This window comes from Vibrio sp. SALL6 (assembly GCF_002002385.1).
GTDB lineage: Bacteria > Pseudomonadota > Gammaproteobacteria > Enterobacterales > Vibrionaceae > Vibrio > Vibrio parahaemolyticus.
The window spans coordinates 45,118-64,780 of the sequence record NZ_MQVK01000040.1; the positions used below are offsets into that span (position 1 = coordinate 45,118).

At 43.8% G+C, this 19,663-nt stretch carries 16 protein-coding genes and 1 pseudogene; 6 read left to right on the forward strand and 11 right to left on the reverse strand.

Annotated features, from left to right (window positions below; translation table 11 throughout):
* Positions 1-58: 58 nt before the first annotated feature.
* The 4 genes from BIW15_RS21960 to BIW15_RS21975 all read right to left on the reverse strand — a co-directional run bounded on the left by BIW15_RS21960 (position 59) and on the right by BIW15_RS21975 (position 3,295).
* A complete protein-coding gene (locus tag BIW15_RS21960) occupies positions 59-598 on the reverse strand; it encodes a phosphatase PAP2 family protein (RefSeq protein WP_025628663.1) in 540 nt (179 codons plus the stop codon).
* A gap of 387 nt (positions 599-985) precedes the next feature.
* Positions 986-1,372 carry an MAPEG family protein gene (locus BIW15_RS21965; RefSeq protein ID WP_005454090.1) on the reverse strand — a complete coding sequence of 129 codons (387 nt, stop codon included), beginning with the start codon at positions 1,370-1,372 and terminating at the stop codon, positions 986-988.
* Positions 1,373-1,578: 206 nt separating this feature from the next.
* Positions 1,579-2,484: an EamA family transporter RarD gene (gene rarD, locus BIW15_RS21970; protein ID WP_005454324.1), complete on the reverse strand. Its 906-nt coding sequence runs from the start codon at positions 2,482-2,484 to the stop codon at positions 1,579-1,581.
* A gap of 88 nt (positions 2,485-2,572) precedes the next feature.
* Positions 2,573-3,295 (reverse strand): sulfite exporter TauE/SafE family protein, encoded by a 723-nt coding sequence (locus BIW15_RS21975; protein WP_005486597.1) that lies wholly within the window; start codon positions 3,293-3,295, stop codon positions 2,573-2,575.
* A gap of 377 nt (positions 3,296-3,672) precedes the next feature.
* Here BIW15_RS21975 and BIW15_RS21980 point away from each other — a divergent pair.
* A pseudogene (locus BIW15_RS21980) lies at positions 3,673-4,200 on the forward strand (type II secretion system protein).
* A 66-nt stretch (positions 4,201-4,266) separates the two neighbouring features.
* Here BIW15_RS21980 and BIW15_RS21985 read toward each other — a convergent pair.
* Positions 4,267-5,241, reverse strand: a complete 975-nt coding sequence (locus BIW15_RS21985; RefSeq protein WP_005481272.1) for a chemotaxis protein CheV — start codon at positions 5,239-5,241, stop codon at positions 4,267-4,269.
* 548 nt (positions 5,242-5,789) lie between these two features.
* Here BIW15_RS21985 and BIW15_RS21990 point away from each other — a divergent pair.
* The 4 genes from BIW15_RS21990 (at position 5,790) to BIW15_RS22005 (ending at position 8,692) form a co-directional block, all read left to right on the forward strand.
* Positions 5,790-6,125, forward strand: a complete 336-nt coding sequence (locus tag BIW15_RS21990) for an Hpt domain-containing protein (protein ID WP_225868831.1) — start codon at positions 5,790-5,792, stop codon at positions 6,123-6,125.
* Between the two features lie 96 nt (positions 6,126-6,221).
* Positions 6,222-7,853 carry a response regulator gene (locus BIW15_RS21995; RefSeq protein ID WP_077281617.1) on the forward strand — a complete coding sequence of 544 codons (1,632 nt, stop codon included), beginning with the start codon at positions 6,222-6,224 and terminating at the stop codon, positions 7,851-7,853.
* A gap of 73 nt (positions 7,854-7,926) precedes the next feature.
* The gene (locus BIW15_RS22000) at positions 7,927-8,091 is read left to right on the forward strand and encodes a hypothetical protein (RefSeq protein ID WP_005454149.1); all 165 of its coding nucleotides are present in this window, start codon (positions 7,927-7,929) and stop codon (positions 8,089-8,091) included.
* Positions 8,084-8,692, forward strand: coding sequence for a response regulator transcription factor (locus tag BIW15_RS22005; protein WP_005454317.1), 609 nt, complete (start codon positions 8,084-8,086; stop codon positions 8,690-8,692). Before BIW15_RS22000 ends, BIW15_RS22005 begins: the two co-directional genes overlap by 8 nt.
* Before the next feature lie 10 nt (positions 8,693-8,702).
* Here the strand turns inward: BIW15_RS22005 and BIW15_RS22010 are convergent, their stop codons facing one another.
* From BIW15_RS22010 to BIW15_RS22035, 6 genes are all read right to left on the reverse strand, one after another.
* Positions 8,703-9,590, reverse strand: a complete 888-nt coding sequence (locus BIW15_RS22010) for a LysR family transcriptional regulator (RefSeq protein WP_005486496.1) — start codon at positions 9,588-9,590, stop codon at positions 8,703-8,705.
* A gap of 159 nt (positions 9,591-9,749) precedes the next feature.
* Positions 9,750-11,120, reverse strand: a complete 1,371-nt coding sequence (locus tag BIW15_RS22015) for a GGDEF domain-containing protein (RefSeq protein WP_005486479.1) — start codon at positions 11,118-11,120, stop codon at positions 9,750-9,752.
* Between the two features lie 9 nt (positions 11,121-11,129).
* Positions 11,130-11,726 carry a response regulator transcription factor gene (locus tag BIW15_RS22020; RefSeq protein ID WP_005481323.1) on the reverse strand — a complete coding sequence of 199 codons (597 nt, stop codon included), beginning with the start codon at positions 11,724-11,726 and terminating at the stop codon, positions 11,130-11,132.
* Positions 11,719-12,885 carry an EAL domain-containing protein gene (locus tag BIW15_RS22025; protein WP_005454249.1) on the reverse strand — a complete coding sequence of 389 codons (1,167 nt, stop codon included), beginning with the start codon at positions 12,883-12,885 and terminating at the stop codon, positions 11,719-11,721. The genes BIW15_RS22020 and BIW15_RS22025 overlap by 8 nt, the downstream gene beginning before the upstream one ends.
* Positions 12,869-16,534, reverse strand: coding sequence for an ATP-binding protein (locus BIW15_RS22030; protein WP_077281618.1), 3,666 nt, complete (start codon positions 16,532-16,534; stop codon positions 12,869-12,871). The genes BIW15_RS22025 and BIW15_RS22030 overlap by 17 nt, the downstream gene beginning before the upstream one ends.
* Before the next feature lie 408 nt (positions 16,535-16,942).
* On the reverse strand, positions 16,943-18,394 hold the full coding sequence (locus tag BIW15_RS22035; RefSeq protein ID WP_077281619.1) for a DUF1254 domain-containing protein: 1,452 nt from the start codon (positions 18,392-18,394) through the stop codon (positions 16,943-16,945).
* Between the two features lie 190 nt (positions 18,395-18,584).
* On the opposite strand from BIW15_RS22035, the gene BIW15_RS22040 reads away from it, so the two are divergent.
* Positions 18,585-19,583, forward strand: a complete 999-nt coding sequence (locus BIW15_RS22040; RefSeq protein WP_024702895.1) for a LysR family transcriptional regulator — start codon at positions 18,585-18,587, stop codon at positions 19,581-19,583.
* The last annotated feature ends 80 nt before the right edge of the window (positions 19,584-19,663 follow it).

Consider the following 19,663-nt stretch of genomic DNA (forward strand, 5'->3'; position numbering starts at 1 on the left):
AAAGCCTCGGACATTTCCGAGGCTTTTTTCATTCGATTCATATATCTAACTCATATCCTTACCAACGATAAGTGATAGAGATACCCGCATCCTCGCTGGTCACCCAAGGTACAAGCAGTACATTTTCGTCATACGCATCAGTAAAAATATAAGCACTCAACGTGCCTAAAGCCGCGCCTGCCAACACGTCTCGCCAGTAGTGTTTCTTGGCTTCAACACGGCCGACACCCACTAACGCTGCCATGCTGTATGCAGGAAGTCCGGCTTCCCATCCATAACGCAAGTAAAGGTTGGTAGCAGAAGCAAATGCGTTTGCAGTGTGGTTGGATGGAAAGCTGTCGTTGTCACTTTTATCTGGGCGTTCTGCATCGATGGTCTTTTTACCAATCAAACCAACACCAGAAGCAGTGCCAATGCTCAATCCTGCTTGCCAGAACCCTTCCCAATCGCCTTTATAAGCTGGCACAGCTGCAGCGGTTGCCACTAAACCGTAAGTGCCAATATCCGTTAGAACGTCCCAGTCTTTTTCGCTCATCGCATTAACCGACTGACAGCACAGTAAAGATGCCACACCTACTACACGTATTGTTTTCTTCATTAATACAACCAATTACATTTAAACCGCGCGCAAGTTATCACACTTGTTGGTTTTATTCGATAAGGCAAACACCCTAATAGCGTGTAGAGATAGGAAACCTGAAGATAAAAAAAAGCCAACCACAAGGTGTGTGATTGGCTGTATATACTTGTGAACAATTGGGTTCACTAACAACGTCAGTTGGCTAGGTGACCCTCGGCTTAGAAAGGGTCAATAGTACTAAAGCATGAGGCGTGCCAACTTTAAAGCGCACAGAAACAGGCTGATATTTAATCAATTTCATTAAAACTTCATCAATAGCGACTATTTGCTCACAGTTTTCATTGCAATTTGCAAACTCGATTTAGCAATTCGCAAATAGATTCGCGCTGTAGGAACTTATTAGACTTACCACAATTTTCCGTAAGGGAAGTAGAACATATTCAAAACCACAAGAGACACAATCACGAGAAACGTCAGCTGCATGCCCTTCACTCTTCCTTTAAAACTCTCTTGTAGGATACCTCTGGCATGAATGATGCGGCCAATTACAAAGATAATACCGGTAAGATGAATCCAAATGGGTGCTGCGCCGTTAAACTCTAACAACGCCATAAGAATTAGCGTAATGGGTATGTATTCGCTTGCGTTACTTTGTGCGCTGCGGGCAATTTGCAGTGCTTCTACGCCGCCATCTGCGTACGCAACCTTGTTAAGGCGCCTTTGTTTGATGACTTGAAACGCTAACCAAACTAAAAGTAGAGCCAGAATACTGGCATAAAGTGCAGTGATCATGTTGAGTCCTTTCTATTCAGATACCTATTCACTATACCTAAGTAACTTCAAGATGCCGAATAATGAAAAACATCGCTATTCATAACTTGAATTTCAGTGATAAAAAAAGCGCTCGACTGAGCGCTTTTATGTTTGGTTTTACTTGGATGCACGATGAACTAAAACGAACGTGGTTTGGCCCAAACTTGGTTTAAACCGGATTCAACCTACACCGAATGATTAGCCAACTTTTTGCGCTTTATTCCTTTCGCAACGCCTTCGAAGATCGTGAGCAACAAACCCACCCAGATAAAGGCAAACGTAACCGCTTTAACGTCATCGAATAGCTCCCCAAAGAACACGACAGCAAGAATAAACTGCAAGCTCGGCTCTATGTATTGCATCAAACCAACCGTCGATAAGTTTGTAATACGAATCGCGATTGAGTAGAAGATCAAAGGCAGAATCGTGATTGGCGCGCTGCCGAAGTAAAGCAATAAGGTTGTCGTATCAACGGAAGAAGCAAGCTCGCCTGTCGTCCATTGTTTGAACAGCAAATATCCCAACGCAAAAGGCGCAAGAACAAGCGCTTCAATAAACAATGTTGTGCTCCAATCATAGTTGATTTTCTTTTTGTAGAGTCCATAAAGCGCAAAGAAAAGCCCCATTGTTAAGGCAACAAACGGTAGCTGCCCGTATTGAAACACTTGGTATAACACGCCACAAGTTGCGAGTAATATTGCAATTAATTGCCCCTTAGAAAGCTTGTCTCCCAAAACAAATACACCTAAAGCGACAGACACAAGTGGCCCGATGAAAAAGCCCAAGCTTGCATCAATCACTCGATGGTGAGTCAACGCCCACGTAAATGCACTCCAAGAAATACACATTAGGCTACTTGCCACAAAGGTATACCAAAGAGACTTTTTATCTCGCCACACCTGTGACCAATTTGGCCAATGGCGAGTCACCGCGTAGACGATAAGAATCCCTACGGGTACCGAGCCAATAATGCGCCATGCCAGCAACTCATCCATTGCAGCATTAGGAAGAAAACGGTAGTAAACCGGCAGTAATCCCCAAATAACGAAGGATAACGCAGCCATAAAATTGCCGTAGTGACGATGATTCATAGGCTATTGCTCATTGAGATGAAGAAAAAGTGACGCGATTTTATAGCGCAAAAGGCGTTTGTAAAGTGATTATCATCGCGCCTAATTGTTACAGGTTCAGCCCTTGTACGACTGCCGTAAAGCCACTCACAAAACACAGCAGTAACGCACCAAAACGAATCTTTTCTTTCGGCAGCGATTGCGTCGTTTTCATCGCAAGCCAATACCCAAGCCCGGCAGCTGGTAGTAACGGAATCGTAATCACAAGATGATGCAACGTAAAGAAGCCCGCTGGGATTTGAACCACCAAAGAGATGATAGAACTGAATACGAAAAATGCCGATAAGTTACCGCGTAACTGATTCGCTTCTTGATGCTGCAATAGCAATGCCATCGGAGGGCCACCGATTGCCGAGCTGGTACCAAACAAACCGGAGAAAAATCCAGCTAACGTCATACGCTGAGGTGTTGGTTCAATACGAAACGGAAGCACACTGACGATAACCGCGAACAGAACGAGTAAACCAATCCACAACGTCAGTGCTTGAGTGGAGACAAAGAACAGCATGAAGCCACCAGCAATAGAGCCGGGAACTCGGCCAATCAATGCCATTTTTAAACCACCGATTTCGACGCTACTGCGGTGTTTCAGCGCATTCATGATCGAAATAAACAACGCGACCAAACAGATAGGTGCAGGCACATATTCGGGCGCCCATAGAATGAGCAATGGCGCGGCCACAATGGCTAAGCCAAAACCAATCGCAGTTTGGACAAAAGAACCGAGAAAAATCAGTCCCATCGCAAGCAAGTTAACCGAATCAAATTCCATCTAGATTGTTCTTATATTCAGATGATCAATAAGGGCGCTAGACTTATCGCATTTCGAGATAGTTGCCTAACCCCACCTTGCGTAGCATTCCTCAATGACCATGAAAAGACAATCTATTTGTCTGTTTTTAGACAACATTCATTTTCGCTAACCTCACTACCAACGTAAGGCTTTTCTTACAGAAAACTGAATACACTGTACACCAAACCAACACATATGCCGTTGATAAAATCATCAAAATGATTGATGTCGAGCTCTAGCGCTTTATTTTGCATCGCTCTATAATGCTGACCCTTTTATCAATACTGTACTTATTTCCACAACAAAAAAGCGTACAGTTATTTACTTTTTTACCTTTAACTTGCTGTGAAAATAATATGAAAAAACAGACTGGATTTACTCTAATTGAGTTAGTAGTGGTGATTGTGATACTCGGCATTCTTGCTGTCACCGCCGCACCACGTTTTTTAAACTTACAAAACGATGCTCGCGAAGCCCGCTTAGAAGGTATGAAAGGTGCCATTGAGTCGGCGTTGGGGATTGGATATGGAAAAATGGCCATCGCCGGATTAGAGAGCAAGTCGTACGTTTCAAACTTCGTAGACAGTGGCTTGATGGCAGATTTGCCATTTGACGGCTGTAATATCGGTGGTTCAAAGCGTTGTGTGTTCTTATATGGTTACCCTGATTCAGATTCCGAATCACTAAAGCTGCTCGTACAAGGGTTAAATGAAGAAGGCTCAGACTAGAAAACATTTCATCACCCTGAGGGGTCGACAACACGAGAAATGGTTATCGCTGCTGCAGATGAAACCCGTGCGAGTCTGACCCAATGTGGCATCTTGTATGGGCCACCAATGTCACCAAACGAAAGCTATAAATTAGAAATTCTTCCTTGCCCATAACCAAATAAGGCTGCCAATCGGCAGCCTTATTACTTTTAACTCTGTGCTTGATGAGCGATACGCAAATTAAGCGAATACGTATTTATCCATCATATTCACCATACGACCAATTTCTGGCTTGGTAATGGTGTCATTAGCGCCAAGCGACAGTGCTTTTGCTCGGTTATCTTCACTCATTAGTGACGAGAACATGATGATTGGCATTTGGCGGAATGCTTCGGTTTCACGCAACCTTTTCACTAAGTGCATGCCATCCATTCGAGGCATTTCTACGTCCGTCACAACCGCATCCAGCAGTTCTCGCACTGGTAGCTGTTCTTCTTTCGCAACCTCAATCAAGCTCATCAATTTCTCATGCGCTTCACCACCATCTTTACAGGTGATAACGTTGTAACCTGACGACGCCAAGGTATCTTGAATCAGAGAACGGATGAACGCGGAATCGTCCACAACCATGATGGTTTTCGCGTTACGCTTACCAACCATGCGCTGGTTCAAATCAACAGATTTATCCACTTTCACGTCGTATTTTTCCATACTCAGCTCAGGGTTAATGTCTGCAATGATCTTTTCAAAGTCGAGGATCATAATCAGGTTGCCATCTTTGCGAACGACCGCCACAACACAATCCTGCTCACCGGCTTCTAAAAACTGACTTGGCGATTCCACATCATTCCATGAAATACGGTGAATACGTGAAATGCTGTCGATTAGGAAGCCATTGGTCATCTTGTTGAAATCGGTAACGATAACAAACTTGCGCTCAAGGTCTTGTCGCGTAGGGACACCTAACCAACCAGCCAAATCGACTAAAGGCGTTAGGACATCGCGAGATGAGAACACACCAATCATATGAGGTTGCGCGTTCGGATAATCTGTCGTCTCTGGCACGCGAATCACTTCACGTACTTTGGCAACGTTAATACCGTAATAACAGGTTTTGGTGCTGCCGTCTGGCAATTGTTTTTCTAGGTGAAACTCAATAATTTCGAGCTCATTGGTACCACTTTCAGTCAAAATGGTGCTGGTTACGTTACTCATAGACCCAATATCCAAAAAACGCGTCAAGAAAAGGCTTGATGCAATACCGTAAAGAACTTCTTCCTACGGCAAAAAATCCAAGCGTCCTTTTTAGTCTTTACGACTGTGTTTGTAAACCTTCAAAAGGACGATTACTGCACACTTCCATCTCAAACAGTGAAAATATGTCTCAATTTTGAACAAGACTTCGGTAGAGATTACACTCTCCCGCCTTCGTTAGGTTCTATAGCGGCCATAACACTGAAAAGTTTAGGAATAATTTGAGCGAATGCTTTATGCCACAAGCGAAGTTACAACTCAGAAGATAGCAATAAAATGCCACTCATTTCTAACATGAAGAAATTTGAAACGTAGCTATCGAGTGTAGTGCAGCAACCTCTCCCTTATTGGCTTCCTATTTTGATGTAGGAAAAGCCTCACAACTACAACAAAACATTATATATCAATAATTTAGAATTAGTTTAAAAACAGTCCTATACTTGACCCGTTTCTTAAAATTAATAACTATTTATCTGTTCTTAATCAATAACAAACGATGCTCTACTTATATGAATTCAGACTCTTCTCTACATACTCAATGGTTAACTCACTTTCCAGCCGATATGCAACACCACATGGCAAAGGTGTATCTGGAAACCATGACAGAAGATCTCGAAGCGTTAAAAGCGCATCTACACGAACCAAAACATTTACTCCAGACCGTGCACAAGATTAAAGGCGGGCTCGCACAAATAGGCTTGGAGCATATTCATCAATCCGCTTTATTGACCGAACAATTGGGCCGATCTGATTCCCCCCTTTATCAAACGGCGTTAGAGAAACTCATCACCGATCTAGAGCTAAGCGTGAATGACGTCCATCATTGGGTTACTCAACATACATAAAGCGATTCTCTTCCCTCAAAAAAACCTCAAGAGAAACATTTAAGCTTCCGCTGCATTGAATTTTATTACACGCTTTGACTGCACAAGGATTGACCCATGAGTTTTGACCGTAATCTGTGTAAAGTTCTGGTCGCTGACGATTCCAGACTGGTTACGAGTAGCGTGACCGCGATACTTCGACAACTCGATTTAAGTGACATCTATTACGCTTATAAACCTTTTGAGGTCATCAATCTTTGTAAGCAAATGCATTTTGATTTGGTGATTTGTGACTACAACTTTCAAACCCAGCTCAATGGCTTTCAGTTGTTAGAAGAGTTAAAGCACGCGCAAATTCTGCCTGCACATACAACTTTCGTTTTTTTGACCGGAGAAAATGATCACAAGATCGTACGTTCAATAGTGGACTGCGACCCTGATGACTACTTGCTAAAACCGTTTAATCACACATTTTTTCGCAACCGACTGCTGTCAGCCATGAAGCGCAGAAGCGTGCTACTACCGATTTACGAAAAACTGCGTGAGATGAACTTTGAAGGCGTGATTGAAGCCACCGATACCCTTCTTCCCTTTCATCCCGAATATTCAAAACTGATCAGACGTTACCGTGCGCATGCAATGGTGCAAAACAAACAGTTTTCTAGCGCCCGTAGCGAATACGAAAAGTTACTCAAAGAAGACAATTTTGACTGGATTAAAACTGCACTCGCCAACACGCTAATCGAGACCGATGACTTAGAGAAAGCACAAGAAGTTCTGGAAAGCTTGAGCAGTAAAAAAGAGAACCCCTACTATCACGATGAAATGTCTAACATGGCGGTGCTGAGTGAAGACATTCCTAAAGCGATCAAACACCTTAAGCAATCGGCCATGTTGTTGGATGCTGGTTCTGAGCGTGAACTGGTGATCACCAACCTCTCTTTAGCCAGCGAATCTTACGATGACGCGGTCACTTACATTAAGCGCTACTACGAAAAGAACGAAAATACCTTCCGAGGTGGCATCTTCACCAAACTGAATTTTGTGCGCTGCCACTTATACCGAGCGCTCAATGCACCTTCAAATCAATGCTTTGAAAACCTTCTGTTTGGATTAAACCCACTGATTGGTGAAATAGAGAAGAACTCGCAATTCAAAGCCCAATTTGCATTGATTGACGCGCACATCTCGCTGATTCGTGGTGATTTAAAAGCCGCTATTTCTCAAGTCAGAGCGGTACTAGCCAGCAATCAACTGTCGCACTTCTATGATCTTTACCATCTGTGCGTACTGCTCGAACGTTGTTCATTTTTAAGTGAAATGAAATCGATGTTGCCACGTGCTCGCCGAGCCATTGCCGAGGCGCAACATCCAAGTATTTTCCGAAGTCAAGTGCACATGCTCAAAAGCCTGGAAGTGCGCTTACAAGAATCGCAGACCAAAATCGAGCAAATCCGAAGACAAATTACCGCTCAGAAGTCGATTTCAACCTCCTCAATCACGCCGCACTTTGATCGCTACTTTCAACTGCACGACCTTCTTCCTCACTCCAAGAAAATCTGTTTAGCGATTGTGAGGTTAGCCTCACTTCGCCCATTTGAGTATCGCGGCGAATACGCAATTTATCGTAAGCTCGAGCATTGTGACCGCGTAATACGAAACTTGTGTGATAACCGAGAATTACAATCCATTAAATACAACAACATGTATCAATATGCGAAACAGAACATCACGGTCAGCAATGGATGAATTAACGTTTTCTGTTTGTTAGTTTTCTGTCAGAGCGTGTTTTTACACAATTTTCTCATCGTTAAGTGTTTCAATGGCTGCTGCCAACATTCCAAAAAATAAGACACTGATTTTCATTTTTGGAAAGAGTCATTTTCCTTCCTCTCAGCAAGGTTTTTCCTACAATCCTACTCATCCAATCGAGCTGTTGCCTGACAGCGTACTAGTTGAAATATTAGATGAGGTTCACTTTGAATAACGTTCTTATTATCGACGACCAGCCATTGTACAGCGAAGCGCTTGCTTCTCTTGTTGAAAATGCAATCAACACAGCTGAAGTAATCCAAACCACTGACAGTGCGGAAGTAATGGAGCTCGTTCGAAGTCAAAGGATTGATTTGATTATATTAGACGTAGTGCTTGGCGACCGAGATGGTATGCGTTTAGCCAAAAACATTTTAGCGACGGGCTATCGTGGACGACTGTTGTTTGTCTCTTCACGTGACTACTCTAGCCTTTCTAAAGCCGCTTACGAAATGGGCGCTAACGGCTTCTTAAACAAGAATGAAGCAAGAGAAACTATCGCCGATGCGATTGTGAGTGTGTCTCGCGGTTACTCGATGTTTAAGTCGACTCACACGCCATCATCGGGTGATGTGACGCTATCAAACCGCGAAGCTATGGTGTTCCATTACTTAGCGCAAGGCTACTCAAATAAGAAGATTTCTGAGCAGCTTTCACTGAGCGCTAAAACGATCAGTACTTACAAAACACGTATCTTGAAGAAGTACCACGCAGACTCATTGATTGAGCTGCTGCATACTATCCCTCAGTCAGAAAACATTCAGTTTTGCCGCTAAGCACTGAGAATTAAGCACTCATGTATTTTGCAATAGCGCCAGTTAACAGCTGGTGCATTGCATCATGCCGGTGACTTTGCTTCATTTGCACCACAATCTTGGGCCAACCATTCGGGTAGTAAGATTCCGGTACTCGTATAAAGTTGTACCCTTCTATTGGCGCTTGATACTCAAGTAACACCGTTGCCGCACTCTTTTGCTTAATTAGCTTCAACACGCTGCTGACATTATCTAACGCTGCAATTCGGTTGATCACCATACCGTGACTCTCCATTGCGCGCTTGGCAAGCTGCTCTTTCTCTTTCCAGCCGATGATTTCTAACATGATGAATGGTAATTGCGCAGCTTCTTCAAGAGTTGTAATCCCCAACTCTTCCGGAACCACAACCACTGCGGGTGCATAACCAATGAATTTCTGATGGACAGATTTCGGTAAGTCATCGTTAAAGTAATGAAGCTGCGCATCCACCTTGCCTAGGATGATCTCTTCAACCGTGTACTCAGTAATGGTGGCCACTGAAATGTGTGCTTTAGGGAACAGCTCCATCAAATCCATTGCGAGCAAGTGACCGAATGAGTATTGAGCGGTTTGCGGTAAACAGACTGTGATGTCTTTTTCGTAGTTTTCTGGCTCAAACTCGCCACTAATTAAGCAGGTTTCAAGCTTTTCCAACGCGTCGGCAATTTTAGGCAGTTGACGCTTTAAATAGTCCGTCGGCTCCATGTGGTGAGGATGTCGGATAAACAGCTCATCGTTAAGCTGAAGTCGTAATCGGGCAAGGTATTTACTGATGGACGCTTCACTTTTCCCCATCGCTTTTGCAACGGGCTTGAGTTGGCGATGCTTATCCAATAAGACAAGAATTTTGAGTAGGTTTAAGTCGAGATCTTTGTTCACACGCGACACCAGATGTAAGGTCAGAAAATAATTAGAGCAGCCATTGTTTGCTGGCTGCTCTAATATAAAAGACCACTCTTTCTGTTTGGTCAAATTAATCAAACAGTTATGTCATGGTTATGTCCAATCACTTGGCATTTTTATCAATAAAACTATTACTTACTGTGATTGTTGTCTGCGTTTTTTCATCTCATAGAGATCTTCATCCGCTCGAACGATAACATCTTGCAGTGATTCGTGTGATTCGTTTGCCGCAACGCCAGTGCTTACGCTGACTTCAATGTCTAACGTTTTAAGTCGGTTGTCTTTGACAACGCTACGTAACTTTTTCGCCAACATCGAAGACTGACTGATGCTGCACCCCGGCAAGATTGCGATAAACTCATCGCCCCCTGTTCGGACGAGATAATCGCTGGTTCTGAACACTTTACGCATCGCATCGGCAATGATCTCGATAACCTCATCCCCAACGTGATGACCATAGCGATCATTGATTCGCTTGATCCTGTCGCCATCAATGGCAATGACGGAATAAGGGGCCGTTTTCAAGCGGCGTTTGAATTCGCTATCTTTAAAGACCCTGCGGTTAAGTAACCCAGTTAAATCGTCTTTTGTCACATTCGTCAGTGCCGTCGCCAGACGAAGTTTGCTCTCTTTGGATTCATGCGCTTTGTTGTAATACGCCAAGGTTGCCAAAAAGAAAATAACAAACAGAAAGCTGTAATCCACCATCACTTTACTGAACGGGTACATGTAGACAATCAAGTTGTTGTTGTCTGCCACAAAAGATTGGGTGTACGCGAACGATGGCCACGGATAACCCGAAAAATAGATCACCATTTGCTTGTTGCCATTGGAGATCTGTACGTCGACGGCTTTCCCTTCGTTATAAAGTGATGAAAGATAGAGCTGTTCCGAAAACTCGCCGACTAACTCACCTTGGAAATAAACCGGGCTCATGATGCTTATTGCCATGTCATCCGAGTAGGTGGTTTTAAACGGCAGAGAAAACAACACGCGATCAGTCAGTTGTTCTTTCCACGCAGCCAGAACGCAAGAGTAGTTGCTCTTGCACCAATCGACATCGAATGTGGCCTTCACACCTTCTAACGCTTTGATTGGTCGCTCTAAAATCAACTTGCTCCCAGTATAAGAGCGAAAGTACATAATGGCATTTTGTCGATTAAACGCATTCGATAAATACGCTTCGGCTTGATGCAGCGATTTGCGCGCGACGGCTTCAACGTAATTCAGCTTTTCGTACGGTGACAGCGAGTAAATCGCGTCTTGGAAGCTGAACTCAGTTTGAGCTTCCACTTCATCCACGCTCAAGCCTTTGTATTGTTCGAGCTTCGCTTCCGTCAGCAGCCCCATTAAAATGACTTTTTGCTTTATTTTGGCTAGGTTATTTGCGTAGGTGTTGAACTGCTTTACTTCATAAGAAATCAACACAGCGCCTATCATCATTGTTGAAGTCGCAAACAGTAACGTCGCCACAAAGAAAGACAGCGCGATGCTTTTAAATGTCATGGTGTCTCCTTAGGTCCCCGCTACTCTTGTTAGCTCGACAATGTTCTTTACGTTAAATTTATCCAGTACGCGGCGTTTATAAGTGCTGACGGTTTTATCGCTAATCGACAACACAGACGCGATATCTCGATTGGACTTGCCTTGCAGCAAATACTTCATCACGGCACTTTCTCTGCTCGAAAGTTGCGGCATTTCTCTTACTTCGTTCGCGACTTGCTTAAATTTAAAGAAGGTATAGCCCTTCACCACCGCTTCGATAGCGTCTTTCAGAATGTCGTGATTTTCCGATTTGCACACATAACCATCTGCGCCAGATCGAAACGCCATTTGACTGTACATTTGGCTAGTTTCCGCCGAGAAGAAAATGACCTTGCCTTCATAACCGTGGGATTTGATGCGTTTGTAGAAATCAAAGCCGTCGCAATCGGCCAAGTTCACATCCAAAATCAGCAGTTCAATGTTGCTCTCTTTTAATGTCTTAAATGCAGACTTAGCAGACGTTGCGGTAAACACTTCATTGGTCATCCCCAGCTCTTTCAGTAAGGATTTGATTGCAACGCAAACTAGAGGGTGATCATCAAAGATCAAACAATTCATTTTATTCATATCTTTCATTCAGTATGGTTATTGCTTCTAAAGGCATGGGTTTGTCGATGTAGAAACCTTGGCAAAGATCAATTCCGTATTCACGCATCACTTGAAGCGTGACTTCATCTTCAATTCCTTCCGCGACGAGCCGTATGTTCAAACTTTTCGCCAGCGCACAGATGGCGACAACGATGTTGCGTTTTTTCATATCGCACTCGACGCCTTGCACAAACGAGCGATCTATTTTTAGCTCGTTGAACGGCAGTTGAGCCAGTTTTTCAAACGTCGATGAGCCAGTGCCAAAGTCATCAATTGAGACAGTGACGCCGTTCATTCTTAGCTTGAGTAAGTTCTTGTACAGAGATGCACTGGTTTGGAACGTGTCGCGCTCTGTAATTTCAATGGTGATTTGAGAGGGTTCAATCTCGTTCTCAAGGCATTGCTGCAAAAAGCGATGTGAAAATTCCGGATCTTCCAAGTTTTCATGATCAACATTGATGGATACTTTTTGCGTCAAACCCCGATGCTTGATGTCATAAATCGCGTTATTCAAGACGGCTTGGAACAACTCGGCAGAGAGATGACAACGTTCAACAATCGGCAGAAAGTGGTAAGGTGACAACACGCCATAAATCGGATGACTCCAACGCGCGAGCGCTTCATACCCAAGAACCTCTCCACTTTGCGCATCCACCAGCGGTTGGTAATAGTTTTTCACTCGCCCTTCACCCAACGCGAATAAGAACTCTTGATCCTGCACTTCAATGGGTTGAATAAACGTCGCCTTTTTGGTTTTTTCACCTTTCATTAGGCTCAGCAGTTCAACCACTTGGTTTTCGTCATACGGCTTAGGCAGCTTCCCTAACACCTCAAAGCTAAACCCTTCGCACATGGCACGCACCGCAGAGATGATGGTCAGCTCCATCGCACTGACTAACACAACTTGTCCTTGGTATTGAATCTGATCGAGCATTTCCATCATGTCGATGCCGTCTTTTCCTGGCATCTGGATATCGCAAAAAATCACATCAAAATGCTGACGTTGCGCACATTGAATCGCATCATCGACACCGTTGAAGGACGTTACTTGCGCGCAATAGCGATTCAATATCTGCGTAAGTATTGTGGTTTGTAGTGGATGGTCATCAATCACCATCACATTAAGCTGTGTATTCATTCATCTCTGCCCAATAGTCTATATTGTCGATCTCCTGCTCGATTCGTAAAATTAGCTCCGCGGCTCGCCTGTCAAACTCTGTCGCGGTGACTCGCTCTGCCTCAATGCAAAGCTCAGTCAGCATGCTGATTCCAATTGCCCCAACTGCACCTTTGATGCCGTGGATAACCCGTTTTTTATCTCGCTCAGTCGAGGCTGCTTGTAGGTTTTCAATATCCGTTGCCATAGATTGGCTAAACACACGCGCAATTTCTTTTGCGTCTTGCGTTTTAAAACGCTTAATCCAATCCGGTAATCGGGTCTTTTCTTTCTTGCCAATAAATGGCACCAAAACGGTTTTCAATTTGTTGAGGTCGTAAGGCTTGTAAAGTACATCATCAATACCGATGTCTTGTGTGCGCTCGCTAGCAAGGCGAGCATCCTCTGCCGTCACACCGATGATTGGCAGCGATTTGAAACCAGACGCCCTCACATGTTTGATCAATTCATAGCCATCCATTTCTGGCATGTGAAAATCGGTCAGCAGCAACACGACGTTTTCATCTTGGTTGATGTACTCCCAAGCCTCACGACCGTTATTCACAATCACAGGTTCGATACCAAGCTCACGCAGCTGCATTGAAATCACGCTTTGGTTGATTGGGTTATCTTCGGCAACTAATACCGTTCCGAGAATCCACGAAACTTCTTCGGACTTAAGCTCGTCCAATTTGGTCTCTTGCTGCGTTTGGCTAAGCAAGTTGAACAGCGCATCTGGGTATTGAAGCTCTCGCAACGTGAGACTACCGAGAATTTCTCGATCATCGCGCAGCATCACACCATCAAAGCCCGCTTCGTTGTCTTGTGCGGCGTAAAGGTTCGCCATGCTTCTTGCCAGTGTTGCTGGCTGCATTTTCCATGCGTCACACCACTGACGAATGCTGAGTGGCAATGCCTCGCTGTAAGTCCAGTTCAAACGCACTTCTGGTTCTGAATCACAACGCTCAATTGGCAATTTGACGGTGATCGTCGTACCCAAACCGAATTGTGAATCGATGCAGAGCACGCCGCCCATACACTCGATCAATCGGTCAACGATGCTCAGCCCTAACCCTGTGCCGCCATATTTGCGCGTAATGCTGTCATCCGCTTGAACAAACGGGTTGAGAATGCCTTCGAGTTGGCCATCCGTCATACCGATGCCCGTATCTGCAACTTTCAAAATAAGCTGCTTTTCGTGCAGGATGACACTGATTCCGATCTCGCCTTCTGCTGTGAATTTCACGGCATTTGAGAGCAGATTGGTGGTGATTTGCACTAATCTCAGTGCATCGATTTCAATGAACGCATCCGAAAACGGCTTGATCGTAACTTTGTAATCCAAACCTTTCGCAAGCGCTCTTGGCTCGAAGCTTCTAAACACATCGCACAAGGTTTTGAGTAAGTCGGTTTTAGCGGGAGCAACGGTTAACTGCCCTGCTTCCAGCTTTGAGTAATCCAACACTTCGTCTACTAGCACATTCAAATGATTGAGTGATCGCATGGCCTGAGCGATCAACTCGCGATTTGAATCAGCCGTCACTTGGCGATTCAGCAAATCGAGGATGCCGTGCGCCGCCGATAATGGGGTTCTTAACTCGTGACTCATGGTCGCTAAAAAGTTTTCACGGGCGCGCACTGCAGTTTGTGCTTCTTTTTGCGCATCGATTAACGCCTGCTCACGCTCTTTTTGCTGAGTAATGTCTTGAATCACCGTTAGCACAAACTTCTTCTTCCCGCTTGGAGACGCGATGGTTTTACGCTCTCGATACACATGTTTAATACCGAGTTCGCACCCCGCAGACGCGACCTCTTCCGAGATGCGTTGTCCGCCAATTACAGTGGCCAATTCATCCGAGTTATTCACGAGAGGCGCATTAGTCAAGCAGCTTTTCAGCTTACACTCTTGGCATTGCTTGCTCTTGTAGTTGGCACAGTTGCTCATTTCCAACTGGTTATCTTCACCGTGAATAAACACCAAGCTGTTAATTTCTTGAATGATGCCCATCAGCCATTGTTTTTCCGCTTCTTCATTATTGGCATTCAGCTCAGCTAATTTCACCTTTAAACGTAGGTGCGCAAGAATGAAATACGCGGCAGCAAACATCAGAGAAAAAGCGACCGCACCTGCCAAGAAAAATTTTGCCATTTGCTCATCGTCGTAGCCATAAACTAGGTTGAAGCTTCGGTGCGAGCGCAGAAGTTTTTCTATCTCATTTGAGTCAATGGTTTCGATGATGCTGTTGAGCATGTGTTGGAGCTGCGTATTGTGTTTTGCAACTGCAAACGCATTCGAGAACGTCAGAACGTCTTGCTCATTGATCACCAAACCATCGACCTGATCTTGCGCAATCATGCTATGAACAACGTCATCAGGAATGTAAGCCACGTCCAAAACGCCTGATTTCAAATCCGCAAGCAGCTGTTTTAAATCGTCATAACGGTCAAAACGATCCTGTTGCCACACACCTAAGTGCACCAACCCTTGTTTCTTTAAACTCAGTAGAATGCCCGCTTTTTCTGGCGATGACTTGTCGCGCTCGCTCTCTTCTGCTTGGATAGAAACGTAATTGCTGTGCATGAATGGTTTAGTGATCAGCCAGTCTGACTTAGGGACTGGGCCCACATAAGATACCGGGACAATATCGGCATCAAACGCCGTCAACCCATTAGAAAGACTCGACGTCGGTTTCACATAGCTAAAGGCCAAACCCGTACGCGACTGAATTAAGTCGATAAAGTCTGGGAAGAATCCGTCCAGCTTACCCGTGTGCGAATCTCGATAAAGAAATGGATACGCTTCATCACTGCTGCTGTACGTGATCGTTAAGTTACTTTTATGATTACGACGGTATGCCACCAGCAACTTGTCGTTGATGTGATACGGGTTTTTTGATGCCACCGAACGAATGTTTTTACCGCTCTGCTCCCATTCAAGAATTTTGTCGATGTTGTCGATCAGTTTCTGGTTGTCTAGTGAGGCGATAAAACTCACCTCCTCTTCTTGCAGCCAATTCGGAATATCGACAATTCCTTTCACAATATCATTAGCATCAAGGTATTCGGTAATACCCACATAGGTGTAAATCAACGCGTTGGCTTTGCCGCGTCGAACGTCATCAAAGGCTTCTAAACGCGTTTTCACATAGATAATGTTGTCGATGCCCTGCGAGGTTAGATTGTCGCAGTACACGCTACCTTCCACACACACCCATTTGATATCGCGAATATCACGATCTTTATAGCTAGCATCGCGATACCAAGCTGCGATGGTGCTGGAGAAAAAGGGTTTCGAGAACAGAAAACGCTTCTCTCTTTCTGGCGTTTTGCTAAAACCCACAGCGCCATCAATCACACCGTTTTCAACATCGTTAAGCAACGGCGGAATGTGTTGATAAGCGCGCAGTTCTAGGTTGAGCCCAAGAACCTTCGCGATGTTAGAGAGATAATCGAGGTTGATGCCGTAAAATGGACCGACACTGTCTACAACGGAATTTGAAGAGTCGTTTTGTGTGATAACGCCGACTACGATGCTGTCTTTTGTATTTTCTTTCGCAAGCGCATTAAAGGAAACCGCAAGACTGGTTACGGTTGCGGTAAGTATGATTATTTTTCTTAGAATGCTGAACATAAATGCTTCCTCTAATTGGAAAGCCAGACTAAATTGATCAGCAAAAAAGTCAAATTTCGAACTTTAGCGAAATGACAATTAACTATATGTTTTTAATTGATTAATTAAAAATAAGTAAGGACATTCTGACAAGATATTCCACCTTTGACTACACGATATTTGCGTTCAATATCTCAACAGTAAATGTTCTGTGTTTCAGCCAATAAACAACTGGAAAGTTGGAAAACGCGCCATCAGATTATTCTCAAGACTTAGCCAGTTGATAAGTCTTGTTTATTTAGTAAAAAGCTCAGCCACAGGTAAAACAGTCCTGCAGCCGAGCTTAGTTTTGCCACAGGCAATCTCAGTTTTGAGGTGCCGTGTTATAACTCAGGGAGACGTGTGTTTCCCTATATTGATACCAATGTTCTATTTGACGAGTTCGATATCACCCATCGTCCAGCTCTTATCGAACATTTGCTCTGTTGGGCCGTAGAAGCGGAAATACGTAAACCAACCTTCTCCTGGGTTCGTTTGTACCCAGTTGTTCTCATAACCTTTCACTGGCTTTGGACCGTAGTAAACGTCAATCGAACCGTCAGAATTAACTTTTAAATTCTTACGAGAAGAAATGTCTGGTGAGCCTGCATCGTTGATGATCATCAGACGATTGTTTTCATCGTAAACCGTCGTCGACCAGAAGTTTGATGCAGGGACATTCGCTGGAACATGCAGTTTGTAGGTATGTTCACCTGAAAGCCAGTTACCATCACTATCTTGATACGTTACTAAGTAACGCTGACCAAAGCCTGGAATCGTACTCTTCATACCGCGAGAAACCGTGATCGCTTCGTAGAACCAAGCCGCACGCTCATCAAGTTCATCGTAGTTTTCGCTTCGTTGATCAAGTGACACACTGATGGCATCTTTCCAATTCGTGCCTTTCCAGTACGGCTGTGTAAAACGCTTGGTGTAATCATTTGATTGCGCCATTGCTCGGCCAACTTTACTTGCTTCAAGCAGAATTTTCTTTTGCTCTTCTGTTGGGTTAAACGGTTTACCCTTCTCGATACCTAAGAACTTCAGCTGAGCCATAACAAAACGATCGCGTTCTTCCACTGGGTTTTCTTGGATGATTTGATGGATGGTCTTCCAGTATTCCAAGCCATCTTTTGGAATATGCGTCCAATCAATTTCCGGCACTTGAGCAACCGGGATTTTACGACCTAGTTTGCCATCGGCGTATGGTTGCGTTGTGATGTTTGGCACCACTTGTTTCACTACGCGATCAACATCCGGTTCAAGAATACGGATGCCACCATATACAACATTGGTCTTCGGTCTAATTACGTAATAGCCTTTTGGATTTAGATCTTTGTATTTTTCACCCGGTGGCACAATCAAGTATTTGCCACCTTTACCTTTATCTGGGCCCAATAAGCTCAAATCAGACAGTACGCGCTGATGGACATCAAGCATCATGCCCGCCATCTTAGCTTCAGGAAGGTTAATAATTAGCGGGCCTGTCTTTTCTAGGTTCCACGTACCGATAACATAAGGCGTTGTGAAGTTGGCGGTAATAATGCCTTGTTTTTGCTTAAGGGTATTGAAGAAACCCATTTGACCTTCTTCAAATTTAAAACCATTACGGCTAACGTTCAGCCATTCCATAATACTTGAGGCAGGGATTCCCCAAAGATAAGCTTGGGTTGCACGCTGAAAATCCATTTCATTCAACATGTTTTTCATTGTTTCTTGTGTCGGAAAATCTGATTCAAATTTCAAATCACCCACGCGGCTTGGAACCACCGTTTCTTGTGCAAAGACAGAGGCAGACAGAAGCATACTCGTCACTGCTACTGCTAAAATGCGCTTTTTCATATGGAAGTAATCCTTATCTTATTAGATGGTGTTGCTCAAATGAGAACAAGTCTTTTCAAGACTAGGTTAATGTTGAACCGATTATTCTTTGTTCATATCTCAAACCCACCATCATCATAAGGTTCATAGATAAGGAGATAAATTGACCATTTATTATTGGTAATATACCAATTTTGGTATAAGTTAATTTATGCAAACACGGATACGCCTTACACCACCAGAACGTAATCGAATGAAAAATAAAGATAAAAACAAAAAGCCGTTACATAATTTAGATTTGAATCTGCTAAAGATTTTTAGAGTAGTATCGGAAGAGAAGAAAACAGTCGCGGCAGCCAAGAGGCTCAACATCACTCAACCTGCTGTCAGCCGGGCGATGGCACGTCTACGTGAGCATTTTAACGACCCACTATTTGTGCGAACGAGGTATGGATTAAAGCCTACGGACAAAGGACAACTTTTATCCGATAGCTTACCTAAAATAATGGATGATTTATCGAATCTCATTTTAGAGCTTGATGAATTTTCGCCAGAAAGCAGTTCCGCGAATATAAAAATCGCAATTAATGGATTTTTTGGCGTCTCCTTCCCTGCTAAATTGCATTTAAAGTTATTAGATATCGCTCCTAATATCACAATAGAAACAGAAAGTTGGAGCTCAAATACCATTAGTAAACTGATTAATGGTGAGTTAGATTTGGGAATCAACTACCCTCTAAACAATGTCCCAAAAGAACTACAAACCAAGCACCTTGCCACCGATGAATTTCAGATATTAGCGAGAGATGCACACCCTTTATCAGATCAAGCGATCGATTGTAATGACTTAAGTCTATACCCAATTGTCACTGCCATCGTCCCAGATTGGAATGAGAACAGAACGCTTATTGAGTGCTGGGCAGAGCGTGAAAACATTGAAACCGAAACCGCTTTTAGGTCCAGTTCCATTTTGTCTCTATTAGAAGTGATTTCGGAGACAGATGCTCTATTCCCCACATCTGCGTTTCTTTCAAGAAAGCATCTTTCCGGACTCAAAAGTTTGTCACTCTCTCCACAACTAAAAGCCTCCTTCAAAGGCGAGTCTCAAGATATTTACCTATACATGCACTATCGCCATCGCAATAGTCCTATTTATAAATGGCTGATTCCAATAATTGAAAGCACACTTTCATCCATTAACGATAATTAGTTGTTTTTTAAAGCCTTTCGATTCTTCTCAATGGTAACGTTTCATTTACCGGTGAGATATTAATATTTGATATATTCTGT

What these genes read in the sequence shown, in the direction of transcription:
- BIW15_RS21960 (WP_025628663.1), bottom strand. Translation starts at nt 598, where the DNA reads ATGAAGAAAACAATACGTGTAGTAGGTGTGGCATCTTTACTGTGCTGT.
- BIW15_RS21965 (WP_005454090.1), bottom strand. Translation starts at nt 1,372, where the DNA reads ATGATCACTGCACTTTATGCCAGTATTCTGGCTCTACTTTTAGTTTGG.
- rarD (WP_005454324.1), bottom strand. Translation starts at nt 2,484, where the DNA reads ATGAATCATCGTCACTACGGCAATTTTATGGCTGCGTTATCCTTCGTT.
- BIW15_RS21975 (WP_005486597.1), bottom strand. Translation starts at nt 3,295, where the DNA reads ATGGAATTTGATTCGGTTAACTTGCTTGCGATGGGACTGATTTTTCTC.
- BIW15_RS21985 (WP_005481272.1), bottom strand. Translation starts at nt 5,241, where the DNA reads ATGAGTAACGTAACCAGCACCATTTTGACTGAAAGTGGTACCAATGAG.
- BIW15_RS21990 (WP_225868831.1), top strand. Translation starts at nt 5,790, where the DNA reads ATGAATTCAGACTCTTCTCTACATACTCAATGGTTAACTCACTTTCCA.
- BIW15_RS21995 (WP_077281617.1), top strand. Translation starts at nt 6,222, where the DNA reads ATGAGTTTTGACCGTAATCTGTGTAAAGTTCTGGTCGCTGACGATTCC.
- BIW15_RS22000 (WP_005454149.1), top strand. Translation starts at nt 7,927, where the DNA reads ATGGCTGCTGCCAACATTCCAAAAAATAAGACACTGATTTTCATTTTT.
- BIW15_RS22015 (WP_005486479.1), bottom strand. Translation starts at nt 11,120, where the DNA reads ATGACATTTAAAAGCATCGCGCTGTCTTTCTTTGTGGCGACGTTACTG.
- BIW15_RS22020 (WP_005481323.1), bottom strand. Translation starts at nt 11,726, where the DNA reads ATGAATAAAATGAATTGTTTGATCTTTGATGATCACCCTCTAGTTTGC.
- BIW15_RS22025 (WP_005454249.1), bottom strand. Translation starts at nt 12,885, where the DNA reads ATGAATACACAGCTTAATGTGATGGTGATTGATGACCATCCACTACAA.
- BIW15_RS22030 (WP_077281618.1), bottom strand. Translation starts at nt 16,534, where the DNA reads ATGTTCAGCATTCTAAGAAAAATAATCATACTTACCGCAACCGTAACC.
- BIW15_RS22035 (WP_077281619.1), bottom strand. Translation starts at nt 18,394, where the DNA reads ATGAAAAAGCGCATTTTAGCAGTAGCAGTGACGAGTATGCTTCTGTCT.
- BIW15_RS22040 (WP_024702895.1), top strand. Translation starts at nt 18,585, where the DNA reads ATGCAAACACGGATACGCCTTACACCACCAGAACGTAATCGAATGAAA.